Source organism: Acinetobacter sp. NIPH 1852 (assembly GCF_022549455.1).
Lineage (GTDB): Bacteria > Pseudomonadota > Gammaproteobacteria > Pseudomonadales > Moraxellaceae > Acinetobacter.
Map to the genome: position 1 here is coordinate 62,013 of NZ_JAKZGG010000006.1, position 23,981 is coordinate 85,993.

A 23,981-nucleotide genomic window follows, 5' to 3' on the forward strand; every position below is an offset into this window, starting at 1 on the left:
CCCTCCTATTCTCTTATCGGCATTAAAATTCCATGCACTTCATCATTTAGCTCAACGTAGGTAGGCTGATTGTGTGCAGTTGGAAAGAATTTTGGACAATAAACCTTTAATGTTTTTGCGCATTTCATAAAGATATGAATGTATTCAAGATTCCAGTGAACAAATTCATTTGGTGCTTCCGCTGGTTTCTCAATGTCTACGCGAGCAATATCTGGAAATTTCCCATCAATCGGCTTGAACATTTCATAAAAATCATTTTTGTAGTCCATCAACCAAAATTCTTTATCTATCTGGCTAATCGTGATTTCGTCATGTCTTGGTGATTTACCTAATTTTTTGATTAAGGACTCGATAGCCATGCGTGGAATGATGACTTCCATATCACGTACATCATCAGCACTGCAGATAAGTGCACAGTGGCCATTTGTAGCCGCTATCATTCCGTCTTTAACCAGAACACCAGTTAAATAAAAGCGCACATCATTTTTGGCTGCAAAGGGTAGAGCAGCTTGTAAGTGACTATATTTAACAGTAACTTGTTTTAAAAATTCCATCACCACACTCCCAACACTGCAATTAATAAAATCCCAACCGCCAAATCCAATAAGAAAACCAATCCTAAAATCCGCTCTTTCATGGCGTACCTCACGACTTAATCAAATTATGATTTTTTAAACGTTTACGGAACGTGCCACGATTTAACCCAAGAATTTCAGCAGCTTTGGTTTGATTACCACGTGTTTTAATTAATGTTTGCTCGAAAAGTGGCTTTTCTAACAACGCCATAACTTGCGAATGAACGTTATTATTCTGTGTTTCCAGCACTTGTCTGATTTGATCTAATGTAACTACCGTTGAATTGTTCATAATTTAAATCCTAATATTCGTATTTAAGTAGTGCCCCCACCATTAAGCAGGGGCGTATCTATTAACCCTGCAATTCTGATTCACGCATGTCTGCGGCTTGGTTGATGATCGCTTTATCTTCTTCTGATAGTTGCTCTAAAGCTGGATCGGCAAAGATTGTATTGATGTCATCTTGAGATGCTGCAGCCTTGATTTTTTGAATCGTTAGATCGACAAGACTTGGACCACTTTCAAAAATATCTTGCTGTGAAAGAACTTCTTTACGATGTGCATACGCCGTCAATACCGCTTGATTGTCAGATTTAGTAAGCTTTGATTCGCTACCTTTTATTGCTCTTGCCACATCTGCTTCAAGTGATAAAACATCATTTGCATCGGCGATCATGCGTTCTAAGCCAGCACGAGTTGAATTACTCTTAATCTGATCGGGTTCAGCAGCTACATTGACTTGAGTTTTTGGCTGCAACTTCTCTTTGACTTGCTCAAGTGACTCTTTTAAATAAGATAGATGTGCAACGGTTAGACCATCATTTACTAAGAATTCTTCACTGATTTCGTTCAATTCATCCAAGCTTTCAGCTTTATTCAATCGCAATAGATATTCTCTGCGAATATCGATAGAACTTGGTTTTTTCTCTACTGCAGCGGTTTGTTTACGTGCAGGGGATTTTTGTTCAACTACAGTTTCGGTTTTTGGTGCTTCTTCTTCAACCAATTCAGCCTCAACAACTTCACCAGTCAACTTGTCTTTTTGAGCATTAAAGATTTTGTTGATTTCAGGCCAGTCTGATTCCGATAACTCAGCAATTTCGCCTTCCAACTTATCAAGATCACCCATGGTTTTTGCAGCAAGAATTTTTTGCTTGAGTGCGCGTACTTGACCAGCCGTATTTTTTTGTGTTGGTTCAGGTGTCACATCAATCATGTCTTGTTCTTCTTCAGCAGAGCGGAGACCCATCAGCAACTCAGGTGCATATACACGACCAAAGAACGATGCAGCACGATAGCGAAGCATTTGTTCAGGCATGGTTTGCCATTTACTACCGTTTTTTTGGTACCAGCCTTCTTTCACTGCCATTTCGACAGAGATGGTTGAAGACTTTAAGATAATAGGCTTGCCGTTTTCATCGATTGAACCTTTTTCTTCAACCCATGCATAACAAGACATGTTTTGAATTTTGATTGTTTTGGTAACATTGTTTTTACGTCCGTTGTTCCACTGAGTTTCTTGATATTCAACTTCTTTTTCGCCTAAATCCTTAAGCTCGAAACGCAAAGATGAGAATCGACCACATGTATTGATTGCAGCCATAATGAATTGAGAGGACCAAGCTGGACGACCTTCAATGATGTAAAGGTTTTGCATAACCATTAATTCATTCGCGCCGAGTCGATTTGCAATGTTTAAAGCAATAATGCAGTTTGATAATCCGCTTGGGTTTGGTTCTTCGCGGTACTGCCAATTACCGTTGCTGTCTTTACCAGCCTTAACTTTAGTAACAGATCGATACTGTTCTGGTACAAGTGTTGAATTGGAAAGCATTTTTGCAACACGTTGCGATAACTCGAAAGCTTCGAGATTTAACAGGCCAACAGAAATAGAAGAATTAGCAATTTGGTTTGTTTGAGCGTTCATAATTTATATTCCTAAAAATTAATTAAAATCGATATCTAAAGCTTGTTTGGTCATGTATGACGGCAGAAAAATGTCTTCTAATTCGAGTGAATATCCGCGCCATTCATCCATCAATTGGGATTCAGCAAGTAGCTCTTTGGCTTTGCGATAACGCACTTCGCCTACGCTTAGAAATAGGTCTGCGGCTTTGTATTGCTTACCAACAAAAGGCGCGTCACTCTCACCAACTAGATAGATAAAGTCGGGCTTTTCTTCGGTTTGGTAATATTCTTGAAAGCCTTCGCGGTACATCGCCGCCGAAAGGTCATAAGAGAAATTTGCACATGCTTTTGAGAAAGCCATAGGACGTGCATCATTCGCCGTTTTAACGTCAATAATTAAGCCGTTTGGAAATCGATCACACGGAATAATGTGATAGTCAGGGCGTACACGTAGCTGCAAGTCATAAATCGGATCAGTAAAAAAAATACTTGCCTCAGGCATACCAGGATTGTTTTTCATAACTTCATACATGCTTAACGCTTTTAGACTGTCTACGATGCGTTTTGCACCAGCTAATTGTTCTTCTGAAATTGTGATTTTCAGACCGTTTATAGCTTCCCAAGCATCCCACCATTGAACACGTGCCAGTGAATCAGCAGACGGATTCTTAGCGTTACGCATAACGTCAGTAGGTGGTTTTGGCGCATCAGCAGGCAACACAACAAACTCAGCCTCAAACTTCTCAGGCTCTAAAAATAACGTATGCGCCAATGTTCCAAAATCTAAGTGTTTCTTTTTTTCTTTCTCATGCTCTTTAGCGATATTGAAAGAGTAGAAGTGTGCTGCACTACGCAACATATCTTTTAACTGGCTTGAGCTGTATTCAGGGCGAGCGTGATATTCATCATTGCTCATGTCAGCAATTAAATGATTCTCTTGGGCGATGGTTACTAGTGAGTTCATTTTTATTAGTCCTCCGCTTCAACAAATTTATGATTTTCATCTAATTTATATGCTGTATCAGCTTTTAGACCATACTCGCCAACATAGCCAATAACTGTGCGATAGCGTTCAGCTTTTGAATCCCAATATTGGACGCGGATTTCACCTGATTCGCCAGCCGTTGCCGTGCCTGATTCGCCAGCCGTTGCCGTGCCTTTATAGCCAGCCGTTGCCGTGCCCCAGTTGCCAGCCGTTGCCGTGCCTGATTCGCCAGCCGTTGCCGTGCCTTTATAGCCAGCCGTTGCCGTGCCTGATTCGCCAGCCGTTGCCGTGCCTGATTCGCCAGCCGTTGCCGTGCCCCAGTTGCCAGCCGTTGCCGTGCCCCAGTTGCCAGCCGTTGCCGTGCCTGATTCGCCAGCCGTTGCCGTGCCTGATTCGCCAGCCGTTGCCGTGCCTGATTCGCCAGCCGTTGCCGTGCCTGATTCGCCAGCCGTTGCCGTGCCTGATTCGCCAGCCGTTGCCGTGCCCCAGTTGCCAGCCGTTGCCGTGCCTTTATAGCCAGCCGTTGCCGTGCCTAAAGCACCAACCAAAACTGAACCGTTATCACCGACTTCTAGTGAAGCGCCAATAACAGATACGTTTTTAGCTCTAGTCTCATTCTCAATCAGATAGTCTGTAGCTGACTTTTTATCACCTACAAATAAGGTTTTAGCTTTAGGAAATTTGCATTTCTCACCAAGCATAACAATGCTTTTAAGATCGACTTCTAACACCATCCATTTGCTATCAGCATCTAGATAGTTAGAGCATGAATGATCACCTGATCCAAACAACCAGCCATGCAATCCATGGCCGCATTCTGTGTTTTCTAGCCAATCCTCAGCGACAGTTGTTCCGCCGACATCAGCCCATTGGAAACCGCCACGGCTTGTTAAATCTGATTTGCAAGTTCTTAAAACAAGTGCAGTGTTTTTCTTAGGTCTAGCCATGATCAGTTACCCCAAAATAATGAATGAAAAAAGAAATTAAGCAGACACCAAAGCACTAGACCTGTGCCCAGAAATGCGAATAGCTTAAGTGTGTCGATTAGGTTTGCTTTGAAATGTTCCCACAACGGTAGTTGCATATCCTTTGCGGTCGGCTGAGTGCAGCAGGGGCGAGTCGTTTGACTCTGAATGGTTTTATGCTTCATAATTGCCTCGTAGTGTAATTAAGCCCTTGATGTCGAGTCGAGAGGGCTTTTTTATTGGGTACGAGGTTTAGTTTAGTAAACTAAACATATTGAGTCAACAATTTTGTTTAGCAAAATGAACTTTTTTATTATTTTAATGAACAGCATTCTTGAAGGCAAAATAAAACCCCATCGAATGGACGGGGTTTTGATTCGGCAACAATTCTAATAATTATATTTTTTCAGAATTCTTAAAACTACTTCATGTCCAAACTCAAACGTATAAGAAATTTCCAAATAATCTTTAATGAAAAATGCCTCATATTGGATTAGATCCAGCATTCTTTCCATGTTGGTGTTTACTCCACCCCTGTTCATGACTTTATCAATTTTTTTATTTTTTAAATAAATATCATATAAGTAGTCCACTATCTCATCAGTAGCCTTACTTGGAATCCTGATGTTGAAATTTAATAAAGTCCCAATAAATGATCTTCGAAGTAGTGTTTTCGGTGAAATAAAGTACAAGATGTATGCGATTAATACATTGATTATTTTCATGGAGTTACCAATTTTCTAAACTAGATATTTGCCAAACCCAACCAATGATCTCTAATTGTTGGTCAATTGCCTCTTGCAAATTTAAGTGGATTTCTGGGAATTCAGCAGAATTATCAGAAACAATGCGAACACCACCAAAAGGCAAGTTATATAAGCGTTTGCAATAAAATAATCCACCGATACAAATAGCAAAAATTTTCCCATCTTTAATTTTGTTTCTGCCAAGATCCACATGGATTGTATCGCCATCTTTGATGGTCGGACTCATTGAGTCGCCTACAGCCGTGGCAGCTACAGCATTCTCTTTCGAAATAGAGAGGTTTCTTAACGTCGCCTTTGACATTCTTAATTTTCTAGTTTCGTTTGAGATAGCCTCAGTCATAGAACCTGAACCACACGCAAAACTAAAATCCTTGAAAAAAGGGATTTCAATTTCATCATCATCTAAAGGGGTGTTGCTATCCCATGGTTCAACTGGTGTGAATTCAGGGGCTGCATTTCCAGTCAAAAGCCAACTAGAAGTGGTTTTAAGTGCTTGGGCTAATTGAATCAGTCTTTTACCTGTAGGGTTATTCACTCCGCTTATCCAGTTGGTAACTGTTCCTTTGCTAGCCCCAGTGGCAGCAACCAAGTCTTTATGTTGCAGACCTAGTTCATTCATGCGTTGAGCAATTCGATCTGATGTAGTTTGCATAATTATAAAACCTTTGATTTGTTTAAAATACTAAACAAAAAAATTGACATCTTCCTAAACTTATCGTTCAATAAACTAAACTTACTTGTTTAGGTAAATAAACGTGACTGTTGATGATTTAAGAAATTTTTATAGGGCCAAGAGTGATGCAGAGCTAGCGCGAATTTTAGGTCGTGATAGGTCTGTAATCAATTATTGGCGTAAAGGTATGCCTATAAGCACTCAAGCTGTCTTTGAAGTCTCAACAAAAGGCAAGTTGAAAGCTGAAATAAAAGATCTAAGTGCGTAGGTGCTCTCATGTCTGAAAAATTAATCGAAAGCATCACTTTTAAATGCACGTATGAAGAAAAACGAGAGTTTGAAGCAATAGCACGTGCTGAAAAGACAGACATATCAAAGTTAAGTCGGGAGTGCATGAGTAAGAAAATCTCAGAAGTTCGGGAGTACATCAATTCTCTATCAAGCTTCACATGTCTTACCACAGATACGAGAGATTCAAATTTCGAGTTGGTACAACCCCATAAGGTGATTGATGTCACCCCAAAACTAACAGGCACAAAAAAAGCCCAACTGCTCGAACAGATGGACTTTCTCGCCGTTCACACCGAAATGTAAACGAGATTTGTAGATGAAGAATTTAACACGTATTGCGGAGGCTGTGAAGAAATGAATACAGCAAAAGTAATCCAGTTTCCAAAACAAACTGATCCGCAGCCGAAACAAGAGGCTGGAAAGAGCATGTATAGCGATAAGTTTGAAAGTGGCTATGTGATGTCTAGCCGATTGTACAGAAAGGAGGTGTGGCCGTTCCTAAGCGATGCTGCACGTAATGTTTATGCAGAACTCGAAAACCGTATTAACGGTCATAACAAAGAGTCAGATTTTGTTAGTTATTCACAGTTACAGGGTGGGGATTTAGTTGGGGCACGTAAAATGGGTCGTACTACCGTTTCAAATGCCCTTCAAGAGCTTATAGATTTAGGTGTTATTTCAGTCACCGAGTCAGGAAAGCAAGGAGTAAAAAAATACAAATTGAACGATATTTCTATTAAAGATCGGTTCACTAACAAGACTAGTCTCGTAACAGGACTAGTCTCACAGCAAGACCAAGATCGGTTCACTAACAAGACCGAAACTAGTCCTGTAACAGGACTCACAATAGATAATAAGAATTATATAGATAATAAGAAGAATAGCGCGCAAGAAAAATTCGAACCTCAGAGCAATTCGATGTTGCAATTCATCGAATACCACGCAGACAACTTTTCTGATTTCACTTTGAGAGAACTTACCCAGACTTACCCAGTTCGATCAGATTTTATTGCACAAGCTCAAATCAGCTTTCCAAAACTCACAGTCGCTCAAATCGAGGACGAGATCAAAAGACTCGCTCAGTGGTCAGTCACGGCTGAAAAACGCACATCACAAAAATGGATGACGACTTGGTTGAACTGGCTCAAGAACATCGAGACGAAAAAACCGAAAGCTGACTCACAAAAACCACCAGCGAAAAAAGTTCATCGCTACGGTCAGGGAGTAATTAACCCATGAGTAATATTTCTAAATTCCAATCAGTTTTTGAGGTCGATTTTCCAGTTGAGGTTGCTGATCAAGTCTTGGCACGTATGCAAAAACTGTACGGCGATGCATTCGACAAAAAATACGGTGAAATCGCAGCAGATGAGCTACAGCACACAGCTTGCACCGTGTTGAACGGACTAAGCCCAAATGATCTACGCCGTGGATTAGAGCGCATGAACGCAGAAAAATGGTGCCCCTCACTTCCTGAATTTAGATCGTGGTGTGTGCATGACGGTGACTGGTGGACGGCAGAACAAGCATGGGCGAAAGCTTTAAATTTTGATGCTGATAAAACACAGAAAATTACGACTTTAGCAAAGCAAGCACTTGACGAAGTACGTCATATCTTGAAGACAGAAGGGCAGAAAACAGCTCATTTCGCATTCAGAGATATTTACAACGATTATCTCGACAGAGCGAAAAAATCTGGTCGTGTTCAAGTCATGTGGATCAAGCCACAGCAGAGCCAAACAGAGAAAACCCAAAGCCATCATAAGCGCACACCGATTCCAGCCGAACTTGCTGCACAGCTCAAATTGATCTGCAAGAGTGGGGGTAAATCTATATGACGAATCAATCACTTATAAAACCACAAGGCGCAACACACGCAGAGCAAGACGGCACATTTTGGATGAACTTAAACGGCGCTTGGTATCACTACAACCCACATTTTAAAAAATGGGCGACGTACGTTGGAAAAGTGAATCACAGCTTTTTGAATAAATTATTCGAGTTGGGAGCATAAAAACATGCGTTGGAGTCAAGAACAGCTAGAAGCTCATTTAAATGCTCACAGAAACAGGGCAGATTTGAGCAAGGAGCGATTAAAAGCGGAAAATGATGCAAAGGTACGTAAAGCTAGAGGCAGTGTCTTAAAACGCAATACAGAGCTAAATAGCGACAATGAGGGAAAACTAATTTTAAGCTGTGAAATTGCAACTTGTCCGCCGTCTGTAAATCACTACTGGGATGTCTCAGGAAAGCGTCGATATTTGAGCGATAAAGCAAAAACATTTCATGCCTTAGTTCGAGTGCTGGTACCACCGAAACAGACAGAAGCAAGATTAAAACTTGATGTCACTTTTCACTTTCCTAACCACCAAACACGAGACATTGACAACTACCTGAAAGCAACCATCGACAGTCTTGTGAAATGTGGTCTATGCGTTGATGACGAACAGTTTGATGAACTCATCGTAAGACGTGGAAATGTAGTGAGAGGCGGCTTAGTAAAAATCAAAGTATTAGAACTATAAGAGGGCTGGTCTATGAGTAATTTAGGTTTTGATTTGACGGTTGATAGTAGTGTTTTCAAGGACTCACCTCGCGCGCGCGCGCGTTTCTTTGACGCTAACAAAAAAGCCAAAAGATTCATTAAGGCGCGTAACAACTACAAAGCCCCTGATTTCGGGCGAATGCTCTTAGACCTGCGCAACTTAAATTTTTCACACGAGAAGATAGCGATGCTTTTAAAAGTAAGCGGCTCGACAACAGTTTCGGCATGGGCCACAGGTACACGTCCGTTTTTTGAGAACGGCGAACAACTGATCATGCTTTGGCAAGATCAAACAGGTATTGAGCGCTTCCCACGTGTGGGCGAGCAACTTACATATCGTTATAAATTCGGGCAAATAGACATGTTTTTAGATGAGTTAGACGGCGTTATAGATCAATTGGATCAAGGCATTACTGGGCGTGACGGAGAAGGGCGATGAATAAAAACATGCTAATGGCAAAGATCAATGGTTCAGACCTAAAGCATAAACGCTCACTCCATAAGCCATGGTGTGAAGCTAACAGTGCACCTTTTCTTACTACAAGTTCTTGGCTGGGATGCTTTGGATGTACGTATAGAACCAAAACTAAGAAGGAGCAAAGCCAATGAACGCGATCACCTTTATAAAGAAGCACGGCATTGAGAAGGCAAGGGAAGTGGTTGACGGTGCGCCTTCTTTCCCTGTATTTGGTTACTGTGCCCTAACTGGTAGTTATATCTTTAAGAGAAAATATACAACTGCTTACTATCACAATGAAACGAATTCATGGTCAGAAGATTATGCGATTGAATTGATTTTGTTAGATGACCTCAAACGCCTAGTTGAATCGGTAGATATTATTGATCGTTGGAAAGGTATTCAAAACTGTAAAGACATTATTTCAGCAGGAACTTCAACACGTCAACCTCCTGTGCAAAGCTTTGCATCGCGGATGATTAAAGCCATCGCAGACTATGAGGCGATTTACAAGTGTAGTTATTGCAATGGATTTGGCGAAGTTGGTTGTCAGTTCGAGGGAACTTTTACATGCCCTGACTGTAAAGGAGATCGTTATGTTGGAGGTGAGCATGTTTAAGGTTGGACAAGATGTTATTTGCATTGATTCAAAGCATTCTAATCACTTAGCGAATGGCGAAACATACAAAGTTGTTCAAGTTTGTTATGGCGGAACTCATTTGATTGTCAATCGTGATGGTTACACAGGTGAAGAAAGTACATATTCAGTCAATCGTTTTGAGGTCGCAGCAGGTCACCGCATCGAAACCGAAACGCTAGACCATCCCGAAAACCATATTAGTCCGAAATGCAAAATCACAGAAGCTCATGTAAATGAGGCTTTGAAATTGAATCAGTTGGGGTGAAGTGATGAGTAATCAAATTAACGGAATCAGGGTCGAAAGGATTGATTTAATCAAGCATGAGGTTGTCGATATTCTCGAAGAAAACAATATGTCTGAACAATCAATTGGTCAGGTGGTTCGCCTTATGACGGAGTTAAAAACACTGGCTGAAAATCAAAAGCCTGATTACTTAACTGAAAGAAGAAAGGTGAAGTGATGAGAAGTGAATTTGAGAAAACATTTCGTGTTCCTGCACATTGGATAGAGTTTGATGAAAAATCAAATAAATATTATTGCCCATACGTTGCAGATGCTAAGGCTAGTGAATATCAGTCAATGTGGAAAGTATGGCAACACCAACAATCGAAAGTGGATGAGCTGCAAAAGCGGGTGGAAGCTGGATCAAGTTTAGTCAAAAAATATCATAGCGGTGAAATAGACCTATTTGATTTGGTTGATGAGTTAGAGCAAGCGCTCAAGGGTGGTGGGGAATGAGAGATTTTATCTGTTTAGAGTCAAAGCGGCTAACCAATAAATACATTCAAACCAACAAGCCACAGGGCTGCACACACTTTGCTTTACCGCGTGTAAGCACGGTTTGTTATTACTTAATTGATGGTGATGTGATTTTTTCTTGGAAAGATGACAAGTGGATTAGAAACCCAGCAAAACTTGAGGGCTTAATTAGATTTGGGATTTTACCAATCAACTTCCCTGAAATTGATTATTCATTTTTGCACAAGGTGAATGACCAATGACCACATTCAAAGAGGCTCAAACACCCAACAAACCCCGATAAATAACCAAACACACTAAGCCTTAATCATTAACGATTGAGGCTTTTTTTATGACTGCTCGCCGTCAAGTACAAACACCAGGTGCTAAAGCTGCACCTGAAGAAACAAAAACAACTGCTGAAAAAGCTGATGAGGCTTTGGCGGAAATTGGTGCTGATGCTGATCAGCATTCAGGTGCTAAAGCTGCAGAACCAACAAACGAAGAACTTCAACGCCAATTAGCAGAAATGCAAGCGCAAATGGACGAGCTAAAGAAGTCTACGCAAATCGAACAGCGCGTAAGTTCAGGTTCAATTGATGCAGTTAAGCCAAAAAAACGTATCCCATTTTTGACAGAAAAAGGATGGACTACGAAGGAGGCTGACTAATGTGTGGCGGAGGCTTAGGAAAAATCATTTCTTCTGTGACAGATGCAGTCGGTCTTACTGAAACAAAGAAGGCTGAAAAGGGCTTTGATGCAGCAGCGGCAGATAAGCAAGCACGTGATCAAGCGCAATTAGATGCGAATACAGCAGTAGCGGAGCGCCGTAAGCGCAATGCTTCAACTGTTTTGTCATCTGCTACAGATGGTCAAAAGAAAACGACCTTGGGTGGATAATATGAGCGAAACAGTAGCAAGGTTGTGTAAGCGGTTAAGTGAGTTAAAAGCAGAAAGAACGCGCTTAGAATCACACTGGTCTGAATGCTATCGATTCGCCGCGCCTGAGCGTCAGCAATCTTTTATTGGTGATGACTTAACTGACACACGAAAGACACAACGTGCCGAGCTACTGGACTCAACTCTAGCGGAAGCAACACAACTTTTAGTCTCAAGCATCATTTCAGGCACAACACCAGCCAATGCACTTTGGTTTAAAGCTGTTCCTGACGGTGTTGATGATCCAGCAGAACTGACAAACGGCGAAAAATGGCTTGATGAAGTATGTCAATTCATTTGGCGCAATATCCACGGCGCAAACTATGACAGTGAAATCTTTGATTTGGTACTTGATTGTGTTGTCGCTGGTTGGGGTGTGATGCATGCGGATATTGATCGTAAAGCTGGTGGTGGCTATGTCTTCCAAACTTGGAATATTAGTCAATGCTATCTAGCTTCAACACGGCAAGATCAGAAGGTTGACACACTTTACCGTGAATACGATATGACGATGGCTGCATTAGTCAATGAGTATGGTGAAGGTAATGTTAGCGAAAAAGTGCGTAACACTTACAAGTCTAAGCCTGACTCAAAAGTAAAAGTGATTTGGGTGGTTGAGCCACGCAAGACTGGCTTTATCAAAGATGATCGTCAGTTAATGCCTAAAGAGCGTCCTTTTGCTTCATATCACATTGAAGTGGAAGAAAAAATAATACTAAAAGAAACAGGATACAACGAATTTCCTTTTGTTGTTCCACGTTTTAGAAAAATACCAAATTCAGTATATGGAACTGGTCAAGTATCGGTTGCATTACCTGATGCCAAGACTGCGAATACACTTATGCGTGATACGTTGCGTAGTGCTGAAATCTCAACGCTTGGCATGTATGCAGGTGTAGATGATGGCGTATTTAACCCTCGTACAGTGCGCTTAGGTGGAGGGAAAATCATCGTTGTAAACAATGTTGAGTCATTGAAGCGCATTGATGATGGCAAAGGTTACGAGGTCGGGATAGACCTTTTAACAGCGTTACAAGGTGGCATCCGCAAAAAGATGATGGCTGATCAATTGCAACCTAAGGATGGTCCAGCAATGACAGCAACCGAGGTGCATGTTCGGGTTGATTTAATTCGCCAGCAACTAGGACCGCTTTATGGTCGTTGGCAAGCTGAACTATTAACACCGCTTTTAGAGCGTACTTTTGGTCTCGCTTATCGTGCAGGTGTGATTGGACAAGCACCTGACGACATGCAAGGTCGTAATCTCTCATTCAAATTTATCTCAGCTTTGGCGCGTTCACAGCAATTAGAAGATGTAACAGCAATTGAGCGTTTGATTGCTGGATTGTCTAACGTGGCTCAAATAGATCAAACAATTTTAGACAACATCGATATGGATGCCGTAGCTCAAGTCACAGGCATGGGCTTGGGCGTTCCTACGTCAATTTTACGCACGAAAGATGACATTAAGAAGATTCGTGAACAACGCCAAAAAGCCCAACAACAAGCGGCAGCACAAGAGCAAGAGCAAGCGATGGCACAACCATTGGCGAATGCCGTTGGAAAAGGGCTTGAAGCAGAACTTACAAGCGAGACACGACAATGATCTATCTAGGTTTTATTTTTGCAACTGTCATCCTAATTTATGCGATTTATCAAAAAGTTAAGCATGATGAATGGTGCGAAAAGCATTGGGATGAAGTGCGTGTACATGCAGAAACCCAAGCCCAACTAGATGCAGCCCATGAAGAAATTAACGAACTGACCAACAAGCTTGAGCTTTTTGAAGAATCTCTTAGAAAGACCGAGAACGAAGAATCTCAAGAGGTTGGTGTTTATGTGCATCAACGAAGGTTACGACCTGCAACACCTGATTTATACCGTGTCGTATTTGATATGGATGTAAAAGGTCAACGCATCTTAGAAGACCTCACAAAGCGATTTAACAGAAGCGCATACGTAACTGACGCACACGGCGGAGAGCGTGAAACGTGTCGCCGTCTTGGTCAGAGTGAGCCAGTTAATTTCATCTTACAACAAATCAATTTAGCAAACGATCCTGATTACAGCGAGGCAGAAAACGATGAGTGATTTAGAGAATCAAGAACAGCCAGTAGATGAAGGCAATCCAACACCGACAGATCCAACAAACATTGAAACACCTGCAGAGCCAAGTGAACCTGAAAAAGATCCTTCTGCACAAGAACCTGAAACCAAGCCCGATATTCCCGAAACTGCGGATGAATACAAGGTTGAACTAGATGGGTTCGATTTTGATGCATTCAAAGCTGACGAGTCGAACAAAGCATTTTTAGACAACGCTCATCAAGCTGGCTTAACCAATGAGCAATTGTCTGTAGTGATGCAAGCATTTGATCAACATACCGCCGTACAAGTTGAAGCGTTACAAGATGATTGGGGTGGTGAGTACGAGGCTAATTTGCGCTTTGCAAATCAAGCGATTCAAGCGGCTGGACTGCAAACAAGTGATGTTGATTCTCCAACTTTTGGCATCCGCTTAGCGGCTTACTTTGGAAAGGCTTTGCAAGAAGATATGCCACCGCAAAATACCCAACAAAGTGCGAGTGAAGCTATCTCAGAATTAATAGCATCAGAGGCGTACATGAATGAAAGTCATCCTGACCACAAACGTGTTTATGCCCAAGTTCAGAGTCATTACTCAAAATTAAACGGCTAAGGGGTGTATCCACATGGCGAATGAAAATAAAATTACGGCGGCGTTTGTACAGCAATATCACGATACATACGAAGTCGCAGCAATGCAAAACGAGTCACGACTGCTTAAAACAGTTGTGAATCGTGGAAAAATCACAGGTGAGTCATTCACAATCAATGATATGGGCCAAGTGGAAATGTCACCTTCGGGCAACCGCTTCGGGGATACTACTTGGACCATTCCTGATGCTGGTGTACGTACCGCATTAATGGCTGACTTTGATTTGTTTATTCCAATTGATTCACGTGACTTGCCAAAATTAAAGGCAATTCCTAATGACAAGTACATGAAAAACCTTGTAAATGCACGTAATCGTAAGATTGACGACATTATTTATCAAGCGTTGGTAGGTGGTATTACACGCACTACTGTAGATGATGCAGGTGATAAAACCACAGCCACAGTAAACCTGCCAGCAGGTCAGATCGTCTTGTCTTCATATGGCACGTTGAAAGAGAAAATCATCAGAGCGAAATCTCTGTTTCGTAAGAATGAATGTGATGAGAAAAATGATGAGAAGTTATACATTATTTATACCTCAGACATGATGGAAGAATTCTTAAATGATTCAGAGCTTACTAGCGCTGATCATTTAAAAATTCAAATGCTTCAAGAGGGTCAAGTCACAACAAACTGGCTTGGGGTTGAATGGATTCCATACGAAAAATTGAATAATGGTGCTGGTGGTGCAACAGAACGCCGTACTGTTATGTATGCAGGTACAGCGGCTCACTTTGGTGATGCAAATATCACAGGCTTTGACATCTCAAAACGTCCAGATAAGAAGAACATCAGCCAAGTTGGTGGTGTGCATTCTATGGCTGCTGGTCGTGCAAATGAAGTCAAAGTGGTTGCTATCGACTACGTAGTTTAACCTCGTTCACCTTACCGTTTGGGCAAGCGGTAAGGTGCTTTTTTAATTCTTATTAAGGTAAAAATCATGACAAACGAAAAAGAGATAGAGCAAGAAATCCAAGACAAAGGTTTAGATGCTCCACGATTAACTCCTGATTATGTTGATTCTAAAATTAAAGCTATTCGCTATATTACGGGCGATAAGTTTGACCTAGCTTACTGCGCAGATGATTATAAAACATGTGGATCACCACAATTAACAATCTGCATTTTATCACTCGAAAATGGATTCACAGTTACGGGTGAGTCTGCATGTGCCAGCCCTGAAAACTTCGATCGCATTATTGGGCAGAAAATTGCCTATCAAAATGCACGAGAAAAAATTTGGCAGATGGAAGGATATCTCTTAAAAGAAAAGCTTTATCAAGCCGAGTTAGATAAACAGTTTTAACACCCAACAAAATCAACCTAAACCCCGATAACACTGAGTAAAAGTTATCGGGGTTTTTATTATGTCTGTATCTAAAGTAACTATCTGCAATAACGCACTTAGCATGATCGGTGGGCAACAAATTGCAAGCTTTGAAGAAGAATCGAAACTTGCTCAGTTATGTCGAAATATCTATGACACAACACGCCTTGCAATATTGCGTTCTCATCCGTGGTCATGTGCTAAGAAACGACAAATCTTATCACCTGTCTCAACATATCCAAGCTTTGGTTATAGCCATGCGTTCCCATTGCCTGCGGACTATGTGCTGATCATTTCAGCCAACACAGAGCAATACGAAGTAGAGAATCGCTATATCTTGGCAAATCAAGAGCGCATCAATCTTGAATATGTTTTTAACAATGATAACGAGCAGACTTGGGATGCCATGCTTGTCGAAGCCATGACGCTAAAAATGGCAGCAAAGCTTTGTAAACCTGTTACTGGCAGTGATGCGGCTGGTCAGTCGGCAGATGCACAATTTCAATTATTGATACGTCAAGCAAGAACAATCAATGGACAAGAGCGACCAAGCCAAGATGTGCAATTCGCTGAATCTAGCTATTATTCGGGGCGTTTCTAATGAAGCAGTGGATATTAAAAAACAATCTCAGCTCAGGTGAACTAAGTCCGTTACTTTGGACACGCACGGATATTCAACAGTATGCAAATGGTTCTAAAAAACTATTCAACGCTTTGCCTTTGGTTGAGGGTGGGGCAAAGAAAAGACCGGGCACAAAATTTAAATCTATTTTTGCTGGTGCATTGCGCTTAATTCCATTCATTGCCAATTCTGAAAACACCTATTTGCTGATTCTAGGCGCGTCATTTCTGAAAGTTTATAACCCACGAACGTATGAAGTTGTTTATGACATTGCAACGCCGTATAACACTGAAAAGAAAGTACGTGAGTTACAGTATGCGCACACCAAGTATCGTATGTATTTGGTTCAGGGTGATACACCTGTACATCGGCTGCTATGTTCTGCTGACTTCACAAATTGGCAATTGTCGCCGTTTACCTTTGGTGTGAATCCAAACGATGAATTAGGAACTACGCCGAACGTTGCGCTTACACCTTCAGGCACAGACGTTGGGAAGATTATTTCTTTAACGGCTGCATCTTTCCCAAACTGGGTAAATACAGAAACCTATCTAGCAGGTGATCGAGTCATTTATGCAAGTAAAACTTGGTTAGCCACAATCGATAATAAAGACAAAGAACCTGACGGCATAAATACAGAATGGGAAGAAGTCACCAATGAGGCAGCAAACGTTTTTACAGCTTCTAGCGTTGGTTCAATTGTCGAGATCAACGGCGGTCAAGTCAAAATCACTCAATACATTAATTCATCAAAGGTGAATGGTGAAGTTTTGGTTAAATTAACCTCAACTGTTCAGGCTATCGCTAAGTCTTGGGTTTTGAAAAGCATTGCATTTAGTGTTGCGGCTGGCTATCCAAAAGCAGTTTGTTTCTTTAAACAGCGCTTAGTGTTTGCCAACACCAAAACAAGTCCGAATCAAATGTGGTTTAGTCGAATCAATGATGATGGCAACTTTTTGGAAACCACTGAGGATGCAGATGCTTTTAGCATAGCCTCTAGTTCAGCACAGTCTGACAATATTTTACACCTTGCACAGCGTGGTGGCGTTGTTTCGCTTACAGGTGGGGCAGAGTTTCTAATCAACTCACAAGGACCATTAACACCAAGTACGGCACAGATTGATGAGCATACATCTTACGGCGTACAGGCAAACGTAAAGCCTTGCCGTGTGGGTAATGAACTGTTGTTTGTACAACGTGGTGGTGAGCGTTTACGTGCTATGTCGTACCGATATGAAGTCGATGGGCTGGTATCCCCTGAATTATCTGCAATAGCGCCCCATATTACTGAAAGCCACGGCGGTGTAAAGGAAATTACATATCAGCAAACGCCTAGCTCTATTGTTTGGATCGTGATGAGTGATGGTAGCGTGGCAAGTATCACGCTGAATCGTGATCAAGAGATGAATGCATGGGCGCAGCATGACTTTGGATGTTCAGTGTTGTCGATATGTGCATTGCCAACGGGATTAGGTGAAGATCAGTGCTTCATGCTGACACAGCGCAATGGATATACGGTACTGGAAGAATTTAGCGAAACAGCATTGAGTGACTGTGAGTTTGATATTCAGGTGGCTAATGGTACTGGATCGATTCTTAACTTAGATATTCAGGTTCTCAATTCTCCAATGGTGAGCTACAACAACCAAGATGGTTATTTTTATTCTAGCTATACGACTGCTGGTACTGACATAAATTTACCTGTATCTGATTTAAGTCAAACAGTCTATTTAGGGCAACCATATCTAACAGAAATTGACTTATTGCCGCCTGATTTTAGCCAAGCACCTACATCAGCCATGTTCCATAAAATTCAGGTGCATGAGATGGCTATATTTCTTAATGGTTCAGTGGGTGGATTTATCAATGGTCAAGAGTTATCAACCAAGTATTACGACCAATCAGCCTTCTTAAACCTTCCGTACACTGGTTATGTTCTTGATTCTTTTGTGGGTTGGCAAACCTTGCATGAATTAGAGGTCAAGATAACACACAACAAACCCCTGCCTTTTCACATGCAATCTATTTCTATGTTGGTGTCTATTAATGAGAAATGATATGCAAGTACGAAAAGCAACACTTGATGACGTGGACACGCTTGTTGATTTCGGCAAGCGTCTTACTCAAGAATCTCCAGTATTTTCAAAACAAGGATTTGATGAAAAAAGCGCGGCTGATTTATTCGCGTATTTGATTAACAAGCATGAGTCTATTTTTATCGCGTTGGATCAATATGACAATTCTATAGGAACAATCATAGGTGTGATTGACAAAGACTGGCGCACTGGTCACAAATTGGCTTTTGAGCAAGGTGTCTATGTTCTACCTGAATATCGCCGTTCAGATACTGCTAAAGCCTTAATTAATACCTTTGTCGAGTGGGCTAAGCTGAAAAATGCGGATCGTATTCAACTTGGTACGATGACAGGAATTCATGCGGATAAAGTTGTCAGTCTATATGAAGGTCTAGGCTTCTCATTGGTCGGCTATGTTTTAGAGATGGAGGCGTAATCATGTGTAAAGGTGGTGCTATTTCTTCAGGACTAGATGCGATTGGCAATATGTCTAATGCTGTGATGGCGGATGCAACGTCAAAGGGCAATGCAAAATCTATTCGTTCTGCTGCAAAACTACAAAGTCAGAAAATCAAAGATCAAGGCAAGCGTGATGCATCAAGCGCACGTGCAGCAGCGGCAGAGAATGGCTTAGACGTGAATGTTGGTGCGCCAACAGTTATAGAAGATGAAATTATTTCGGATGCTTCATATAACGCGCTGATGAACCAATTACAAGCAAACTTTCAAGCGGATGATGTGCGCCGTCAAGGAAAAATGCAGCGTAATAACTATGGCTATAAGGCTGCAAGTGACGTTATCAACACAGCAACTCAAGCGTATGGTGGGTGGAAATAATGAAAATTCCAGTTTCACGTGGACGTGTAGAACCTCAAGCACAAATGCAGTCATTTACGCCGAATACAGGGCTTAGTGACATTGGTCGTTCAATTGGTGGGGCGGTTCAAGAAAGAGACAATCAGCAAAGAGAAGCAGAAGTAACAGCCAAGCGATTAGAGCTATTTAATAATCAAATGGCTGAGAAAGAGGCAAAAGTTAAGCTTGACGATACGCTTACAACAGAAATGAGCGAACGAGTAACTTTGCTTAAAAACGATGTGTCAAATGGTGCGATGAAAGCCCAAGATGCAAATGCAAATCTTCAAGAGTGGTCAAAGACTCGATATGAACAGCTTGAAACTGAATTACCTGATCATGCTAAACAGGACCTTAAACAATACTGGGATTCAAATATTAGCCGTCAGACAACAGGATTTTTGCCACTTCAACTCCGTGCGGACGTGCAAAAAGGCGCTGTATTGGCTGATCGAATGACAGAAATAGCTACACGCTATGATCGTGCTCAAGGTCGTGAATATTTAAATTCCAACTTACAAGAATTAAACCTACCAGAAGCAGATAAGCAAGCTCGAATCTATAGCTATGAGTCGATGCGTGATTCGATGGATATAGATGGTCGTATCACCAATGCTGTTTCAAACAAAGATACAGCCGACCTGAAAGCCCTAGTATCTGACTTAGATTCAGGTAAATACGGCTATACAGACGGAAAGGCAGCACAGCAGAAGAAAGCCCAAGCATTAAGTCGAATCGATGCTATCAATAAGCAAATTGAAGTCGAAGAAAATAAGCGCGTGACATCCGCAGGCAAGGTTTTAAATGATTTTAAGTCACAGGTTTTGACAGGTCGTGCTTTAGATGAAAGCTATTTGTCCAATGTTGGCGAGGCTGTAAAAGGTACGGAATATGAGGCTGAATATAATTTTTATAGCCAGCAATCAAGCAACTTTCAAAATTTTGGGCGCAAAACTACAAGTGAACAGCTTGCTTTAATCAATGCTCAAAAAGCAAAGATGAAAAATAGCAGCACTACAGATGCAGTAAACGAAGACAAAATCTTAAACGTATATGAGTCAATCTATAAAGAAAAAGTAGACACTCTAAAAAACAATCCAAACCAAGCTGTACGTGAAGCAGGCATAGAAACTCAGACGTTGAGCGCACTAGAACTAAGTGCGAACCCTAAATCATTTGCAGCAAAAGCAATTGAAAACGGCGTTAATCAAATCGCACTTAAAGACCCGAATATCACTGTCAAACCAATTTCAGCAGAAGATTTACCTGAGGCTAAAAAGGCATTTGATGACATGGGGGTAAACGAAAAACTTACTTTCATTGGCAATATGATTGACCAGTCTAAAGGCATTCCAGACGGAAACAAGATTTGGGGCGCAACACTAGGGCAATTGGGCGGCGGAGACATGAATTATGTGATGGCAGGCGTTGCCAAAGCAAACAAGTTTAGTTCTACAGAGGGCAGAGACTTAGCAACATCAATTATTTCAGGCACTCAACTACTCAAAAACAAGCAAATGATCATGCCGAAAGAGGATGATTTGCGCTTGGCGTTTAACGATTATGTTGGTCAAACACTCACTGGCACATCTGCAAACAACGCTTATGAGGTATTTAAAGCCGTTTATGCGGACACGATGAATGCACGAGGTTTTAGTCATTCAGCAAAAGATGATTCACCAAACAAAGGCGTATTACACACCGCTCTAAGCATGTCGACAGGTGGCGTATACACGCAGCCTAGCTCATATAGAAATTACATGGGCGAAAAGGGCAAAGATTGGAAAGTAACCAAGCCTTATGCAATGAAAGATGATGAATTTGAAAACCGTTTAGATAAGGGTTATTCAACCATTTCAAAGCAAACAGGTATAAATTCTTCAGACCTTAAACAATTGCGCTTACGTCAAGGAAAGCCAGCACAATCGGGTGATATCCAGTACGACCTAATCAATGAGCGTGGTCAGCCATTAGTTGTTGATGGGGCTATTTGGCGCATTAAAATGAATGGAGTTGTCAAATGACTTGGTTCAATACATTTGCAGATGATGATCAACAATCTGTAGAAAAATTACAGCAACAAGGCATAACAGGAAAGCCAACGACAACTAAAGAAGTTGGATTATTTGATGGTGCGGCTTCTGCACCATTTCGAGGTGCGGCAGCAGGCTTTGCAAAGGTTGCTGATACTGTTACAGCACCGATTGATGCAGTAGTTGATCGCGTTGGGTATAGCTTTAAAGACGTTTCAACCAATGAATTTATCGAGCCATATTCAGAGTATAAGTCGAATAAAGAAAAGGCACGTGATAGCCTTGTGCTGGAAGGGATTGGCGCATTAGAAGATAAACAAAATACAGGCGTAGTTGGTAATATTGGTTTTGCGCTAGGTGATTATGCAACACGTGCGATTACTGGTAGCTTGATCGGCGGAGTAACTGGTGCGGTCACAGTAACAGGCACATCAGAAACCAATTACAAATATAAAGACCTTACTGATAAAGGCGTTGAGAGTGATACAGCCTTAAAAGTTGCGGTAATAGATGGTGCTGTGGCGGCTGCATCTACAGCTTTGCCTTTGTCGTATGGTTTTAAGGGCACTGGTGGTGTGATTAAAGATGCTGCGTTATCCGTGGGTGGTGCAACACTTCTATCGACTGGCGGACAGGCTTTGAGTGGTGAGGTACTTGATTCAGCAGGCTATGAGAAGCAAGCCAAAGAATACGAAGTTACTTATCAGAGCGTTGCAACAGACTTAGCGCTGAATGCTTTATTGTTCGGTGCGGCGCGTGGATATTCTCATCATGTAGAGAAACAAGTCAAAGCAGAGTTAGACGCTTTAAATAACGATGTCGATGCAAAAGCAACTCAAGTTGAAAGTGTTTTAGAAGTAAATAAAATGCAGTTTGATGATGCAACTGCACCAGTCAGACCTAATAACCCAATACAGCAAAATAATCACTTAATGAATTTAAGTGATGCGACAGAGCAAATTAAAACAGGTCGCCCAGTCAATGTGACTCACGCCGTGCAAGGAGAGGAGAAACAGCGTTCAATTGACTATGAATCAATGTCATTACCCAACAACGCTAAAACAATCGCACGTAGAGCAACACAGGAAGGAATAGACCCAAGTGTGGCGCTGACCATCTCACATATTGAAACAGGTGGAACGTTTAGCCATACGGCAAAGAATCCAACGTCTAGCGCACATGGCTTATATCAAGTCATCGATAAGACATGGAAGAATCAAGGCGGAAAAGATAGGAATAACATTGATGAACAAATCCGCATGGGTTTTAAGCACATCAAGCAAGCCAATGCAGCAATGCGTAAAAGTTTGGGGCGTGAACTACAACCGCATGAACATTATCTAGGGCATCTTTTGGGCCCAGCAGGTGCAAGTCGAATCCTCAAAGCTGATCCTAACGCCAAGCTTATTGATATTGTAAAAACATACGATAAGAAAAATGCCGATGACATTGTGAAAAACAACGGCATGACAGGAATGACCGTAGAGCAAGCAATTGGGAAGTGGCGAAACAAGTGGAATAAATTGAGCGCGAGATACGGCGGCAATGGTACCAGCACGGCGATTGGGATGGACGGTACAAGCTATGATGTCGCTTATGAGGTTAAATCACTTGATGAGTTGATTGCATCAAATGATGCTGCTTATGGTGTCAATCCGTTATATCCAGCAGAACTACAACCACGTGACCGTACACGTGAAGCATCACGTCAGCAGATCGAGAACATGGCAAATGATTTACGTCCTGAACTCTTGGGCGAGTCAAATATGTTGTCGAACGGCGCACCGATTATCGGCATGGATAATGTAGTGGAATCGGGCAATGGTCGTACCTTAGCGATAGGAAAAGCCTACTCAGAAGGCAAAGCCGATGCGTATCAGCAGTTTGTAAATGATTTTGCAAATACTCGAGGTTTTGATATTTCAGGTATTAACAACCCTGTTTTAGTGCGTACACGCTTAACAGATACAGATCGTGTGCAGTTTGCAAGGCTTGCAAATGAAAGCGATGTAGCGCAATTCAGCGCATCTGAGAGGGCATTAAGTGATGTGGATCGATTGCCCGATGCATCACTTATCAAGATCAATTCTGATGGAAATATCAACCTCGAGCAAAGCATGGATTTTGTTCGTGGCTTTGTGAATCAATTGCCGCAATCAGAACGTGCAACCATGATCACGGCGGATGGTCGTTTAACCCAAGATGGTAAGCGCCGTATGGAAACAGCTTTAGTACAACGCGCTTATGGTGATTCTAGTCTTGTAGCGAGACTATCTGAAAACTTGGATGATGACAGTAAAACCGTTTTAAACTCGATGTTACGTTCTGCACCTCAGTTAGCGCAATTAGCTGATCTGGTCAAACAGGGCGGACGTTATGACAATACACTTGCACAAGACTTAGCACAGGCAGCACAAAAGCTCAGTGATTTAAAAGCGAGTGGACTACGTGTAGATGATTATCTAAATCAAGGTCAATTGATCGATGACGGATTATCTTCGGGTGCACGTGATTTTTTGAATGTCTTTGATAGCAATAAGCGAAGTGCAAAAGCGATAAGTGAAAATATTCAATCCAAAATTGATGAAGTTGAAGCCATGGGCGATCCGAGACAAGGTAACTTGTTTGGTGATGGTCCAGAAGAATCAGCAGCATTAGACATCATCATGCAAAACCCTGATCAACAGATTTCGGTTAGTCGTATGCGTCCTGATGGTGAGATGGAAGAAATTACGATGACTTTGCGTGAACGATTGAATGAACTAGAAGCGGAAGCACGACAGGCGCAAGAAGATACTTTAGCAGCACAAACAGCAATTAGTTGCGCTTTGCAATTTGGAGTATAAC

At 41.6% G+C, this 23,981-nt stretch carries 32 protein-coding genes; 25 read left to right on the forward strand and 7 right to left on the reverse strand.

What is annotated here, in order from left to right:
• Positions 1-5: 5 nt before the first annotated feature.
• From MMO38_RS06545 to MMO38_RS06575, 7 genes are all read right to left on the reverse strand, one after another.
• Positions 6-554: a hypothetical protein gene (locus tag MMO38_RS06545; protein ID WP_241322988.1), complete on the reverse strand. Its 549-nt coding sequence runs from the start codon at positions 552-554 to the stop codon at positions 6-8.
• A 91-nt stretch (positions 555-645) separates the two neighbouring features.
• Positions 646-867 carry a helix-turn-helix domain-containing protein gene (locus tag MMO38_RS06550; RefSeq protein WP_241322989.1) on the reverse strand — a complete coding sequence of 74 codons (222 nt, stop codon included), beginning with the start codon at positions 865-867 and terminating at the stop codon, positions 646-648.
• Positions 868-928: 61 nt separating this feature from the next.
• Positions 929-2,503: a recombinase RecT gene (locus MMO38_RS06555; protein ID WP_241322990.1), complete on the reverse strand. Its 1,575-nt coding sequence runs from the start codon at positions 2,501-2,503 to the stop codon at positions 929-931.
• Positions 2,504-2,521: 18 nt separating this feature from the next.
• Positions 2,522-3,448: a PD-(D/E)XK nuclease-like domain-containing protein gene (locus MMO38_RS06560; RefSeq protein ID WP_241322991.1), complete on the reverse strand. Its 927-nt coding sequence runs from the start codon at positions 3,446-3,448 to the stop codon at positions 2,522-2,524.
• A gap of 5 nt (positions 3,449-3,453) precedes the next feature.
• Positions 3,454-4,416, reverse strand: coding sequence for a hypothetical protein (locus tag MMO38_RS06565; protein ID WP_241322992.1), 963 nt, complete (start codon positions 4,414-4,416; stop codon positions 3,454-3,456).
• Positions 4,417-4,823: 407 nt separating this feature from the next.
• On the reverse strand, positions 4,824-5,159 hold the full coding sequence (locus MMO38_RS06570; protein WP_241322993.1) for a hypothetical protein: 336 nt from the start codon (positions 5,157-5,159) through the stop codon (positions 4,824-4,826).
• A gap of 4 nt (positions 5,160-5,163) precedes the next feature.
• Complete coding sequence (locus tag MMO38_RS06575; protein ID WP_241322994.1) at positions 5,164-5,853, reverse strand: helix-turn-helix transcriptional regulator; 690 nt, start codon at positions 5,851-5,853, stop codon at positions 5,164-5,166.
• A gap of 103 nt (positions 5,854-5,956) precedes the next feature.
• Between MMO38_RS06575 and MMO38_RS06580 the strand changes: the two genes are divergently transcribed.
• From MMO38_RS06580 to MMO38_RS06700, 25 genes are all read left to right on the forward strand, one after another.
• Positions 5,957-6,142: a hypothetical protein gene (locus MMO38_RS06580; RefSeq protein ID WP_161421586.1), complete on the forward strand. Its 186-nt coding sequence runs from the start codon at positions 5,957-5,959 to the stop codon at positions 6,140-6,142.
• 8 nt (positions 6,143-6,150) lie between these two features.
• Positions 6,151-6,468, forward strand: a complete 318-nt coding sequence (locus MMO38_RS06585; protein WP_241322995.1) for a hypothetical protein — start codon at positions 6,151-6,153, stop codon at positions 6,466-6,468.
• A 51-nt stretch (positions 6,469-6,519) separates the two neighbouring features.
• Positions 6,520-7,404, forward strand: a complete 885-nt coding sequence (locus MMO38_RS06590; protein WP_241322996.1) for a helix-turn-helix domain-containing protein — start codon at positions 6,520-6,522, stop codon at positions 7,402-7,404.
• Positions 7,401-8,003 carry a restriction endonuclease gene (locus MMO38_RS06595; protein WP_241322997.1) on the forward strand — a complete coding sequence of 201 codons (603 nt, stop codon included), beginning with the start codon at positions 7,401-7,403 and terminating at the stop codon, positions 8,001-8,003. Before MMO38_RS06590 ends, MMO38_RS06595 begins: the two co-directional genes overlap by 4 nt.
• On the forward strand, positions 8,000-8,179 hold the full coding sequence (locus MMO38_RS06600) for a hypothetical protein (RefSeq protein WP_241322998.1): 180 nt from the start codon (positions 8,000-8,002) through the stop codon (positions 8,177-8,179). Before MMO38_RS06595 ends, MMO38_RS06600 begins: the two co-directional genes overlap by 4 nt.
• 4 nt (positions 8,180-8,183) lie before the next feature.
• Positions 8,184-8,690 carry a RusA family crossover junction endodeoxyribonuclease gene (locus tag MMO38_RS06605; protein ID WP_241322999.1) on the forward strand — a complete coding sequence of 169 codons (507 nt, stop codon included), beginning with the start codon at positions 8,184-8,186 and terminating at the stop codon, positions 8,688-8,690.
• Between the two features lie 12 nt (positions 8,691-8,702).
• Positions 8,703-9,149 carry a hypothetical protein gene (locus MMO38_RS06610; RefSeq protein ID WP_241323000.1) on the forward strand — a complete coding sequence of 149 codons (447 nt, stop codon included), beginning with the start codon at positions 8,703-8,705 and terminating at the stop codon, positions 9,147-9,149.
• 166 nt (positions 9,150-9,315) lie between these two features.
• Positions 9,316-9,786, forward strand: coding sequence for a YuiA family protein (locus MMO38_RS06615; RefSeq protein ID WP_241323001.1), 471 nt, complete (start codon positions 9,316-9,318; stop codon positions 9,784-9,786).
• Complete coding sequence (locus MMO38_RS06620) at positions 9,779-10,072, forward strand: hypothetical protein (protein WP_241323002.1); 294 nt, start codon at positions 9,779-9,781, stop codon at positions 10,070-10,072. Before MMO38_RS06615 ends, MMO38_RS06620 begins: the two co-directional genes overlap by 8 nt.
• Before the next feature lie 4 nt (positions 10,073-10,076).
• Positions 10,077-10,268, forward strand: a complete 192-nt coding sequence (locus tag MMO38_RS06625) for a hypothetical protein (protein ID WP_241323003.1) — start codon at positions 10,077-10,079, stop codon at positions 10,266-10,268.
• On the forward strand, positions 10,268-10,546 hold the full coding sequence (locus tag MMO38_RS06630; RefSeq protein WP_241323004.1) for a hypothetical protein: 279 nt from the start codon (positions 10,268-10,270) through the stop codon (positions 10,544-10,546). The genes MMO38_RS06625 and MMO38_RS06630 overlap by 1 nt, the downstream gene beginning before the upstream one ends.
• The gene (locus MMO38_RS06635; protein WP_241323005.1) at positions 10,543-10,809 is read left to right on the forward strand and encodes a hypothetical protein; all 267 of its coding nucleotides are present in this window, start codon (positions 10,543-10,545) and stop codon (positions 10,807-10,809) included. The genes MMO38_RS06630 and MMO38_RS06635 overlap by 4 nt, the downstream gene beginning before the upstream one ends.
• Before the next feature lie 89 nt (positions 10,810-10,898).
• Positions 10,899-11,216 carry a hypothetical protein gene (locus MMO38_RS06640; RefSeq protein ID WP_241323006.1) on the forward strand — a complete coding sequence of 106 codons (318 nt, stop codon included), beginning with the start codon at positions 10,899-10,901 and terminating at the stop codon, positions 11,214-11,216.
• Entirely contained in the window at positions 11,216-11,446 is a 231-nt protein-coding gene (locus tag MMO38_RS06645; protein WP_241323007.1) for a hypothetical protein, read from the forward strand. Before MMO38_RS06640 ends, MMO38_RS06645 begins: the two co-directional genes overlap by 1 nt.
• Position 11,447: 1 nt before the next feature.
• Positions 11,448-13,091 (forward strand): portal protein, encoded by a 1,644-nt coding sequence (locus MMO38_RS06650; RefSeq protein ID WP_241323008.1) that lies wholly within the window; start codon positions 11,448-11,450, stop codon positions 13,089-13,091.
• Positions 13,088-13,576, forward strand: a complete 489-nt coding sequence (locus MMO38_RS06655) for a hypothetical protein (protein WP_241323009.1) — start codon at positions 13,088-13,090, stop codon at positions 13,574-13,576. The genes MMO38_RS06650 and MMO38_RS06655 overlap by 4 nt, the downstream gene beginning before the upstream one ends.
• Complete coding sequence (locus tag MMO38_RS06660) at positions 13,569-14,183, forward strand: hypothetical protein (protein ID WP_241323010.1); 615 nt, start codon at positions 13,569-13,571, stop codon at positions 14,181-14,183. Before MMO38_RS06655 ends, MMO38_RS06660 begins: the two co-directional genes overlap by 8 nt.
• Positions 14,184-14,196: 13 nt before the next feature.
• Positions 14,197-15,096, forward strand: coding sequence for a phage capsid protein (locus MMO38_RS06665; protein ID WP_241323011.1), 900 nt, complete (start codon positions 14,197-14,199; stop codon positions 15,094-15,096).
• A gap of 66 nt (positions 15,097-15,162) precedes the next feature.
• On the forward strand, positions 15,163-15,528 hold the full coding sequence (locus MMO38_RS06670; protein WP_241323012.1) for a Gp49 family protein: 366 nt from the start codon (positions 15,163-15,165) through the stop codon (positions 15,526-15,528).
• Positions 15,529-15,589: 61 nt separating this feature from the next.
• Entirely contained in the window at positions 15,590-16,150 is a 561-nt protein-coding gene (locus tag MMO38_RS06675) for a hypothetical protein (protein ID WP_241323013.1), read from the forward strand.
• Complete coding sequence (locus tag MMO38_RS06680) at positions 16,150-18,228, forward strand: carbohydrate-binding protein (protein WP_241323014.1); 2,079 nt, start codon at positions 16,150-16,152, stop codon at positions 18,226-18,228. Before MMO38_RS06675 ends, MMO38_RS06680 begins: the two co-directional genes overlap by 1 nt.
• Position 18,229: 1 nt before the next feature.
• Positions 18,230-18,682, forward strand: a complete 453-nt coding sequence (locus tag MMO38_RS06685; RefSeq protein WP_241323015.1) for a GNAT family N-acetyltransferase — start codon at positions 18,230-18,232, stop codon at positions 18,680-18,682.
• Between the two features lie 2 nt (positions 18,683-18,684).
• The gene (locus MMO38_RS06690) at positions 18,685-19,083 is read left to right on the forward strand and encodes a hypothetical protein (protein ID WP_241323016.1); all 399 of its coding nucleotides are present in this window, start codon (positions 18,685-18,687) and stop codon (positions 19,081-19,083) included.
• Entirely contained in the window at positions 19,083-21,125 is a 2,043-nt protein-coding gene (locus tag MMO38_RS06695; protein WP_241323017.1) for a methyl-coenzyme M reductase, read from the forward strand. The genes MMO38_RS06690 and MMO38_RS06695 overlap by 1 nt, the downstream gene beginning before the upstream one ends.
• Positions 21,122-23,980 (forward strand): lytic transglycosylase domain-containing protein, encoded by a 2,859-nt coding sequence (locus MMO38_RS06700; protein WP_241323018.1) that lies wholly within the window; start codon positions 21,122-21,124, stop codon positions 23,978-23,980. Before MMO38_RS06695 ends, MMO38_RS06700 begins: the two co-directional genes overlap by 4 nt.
• Position 23,981 lies beyond the last annotated feature (1 nt).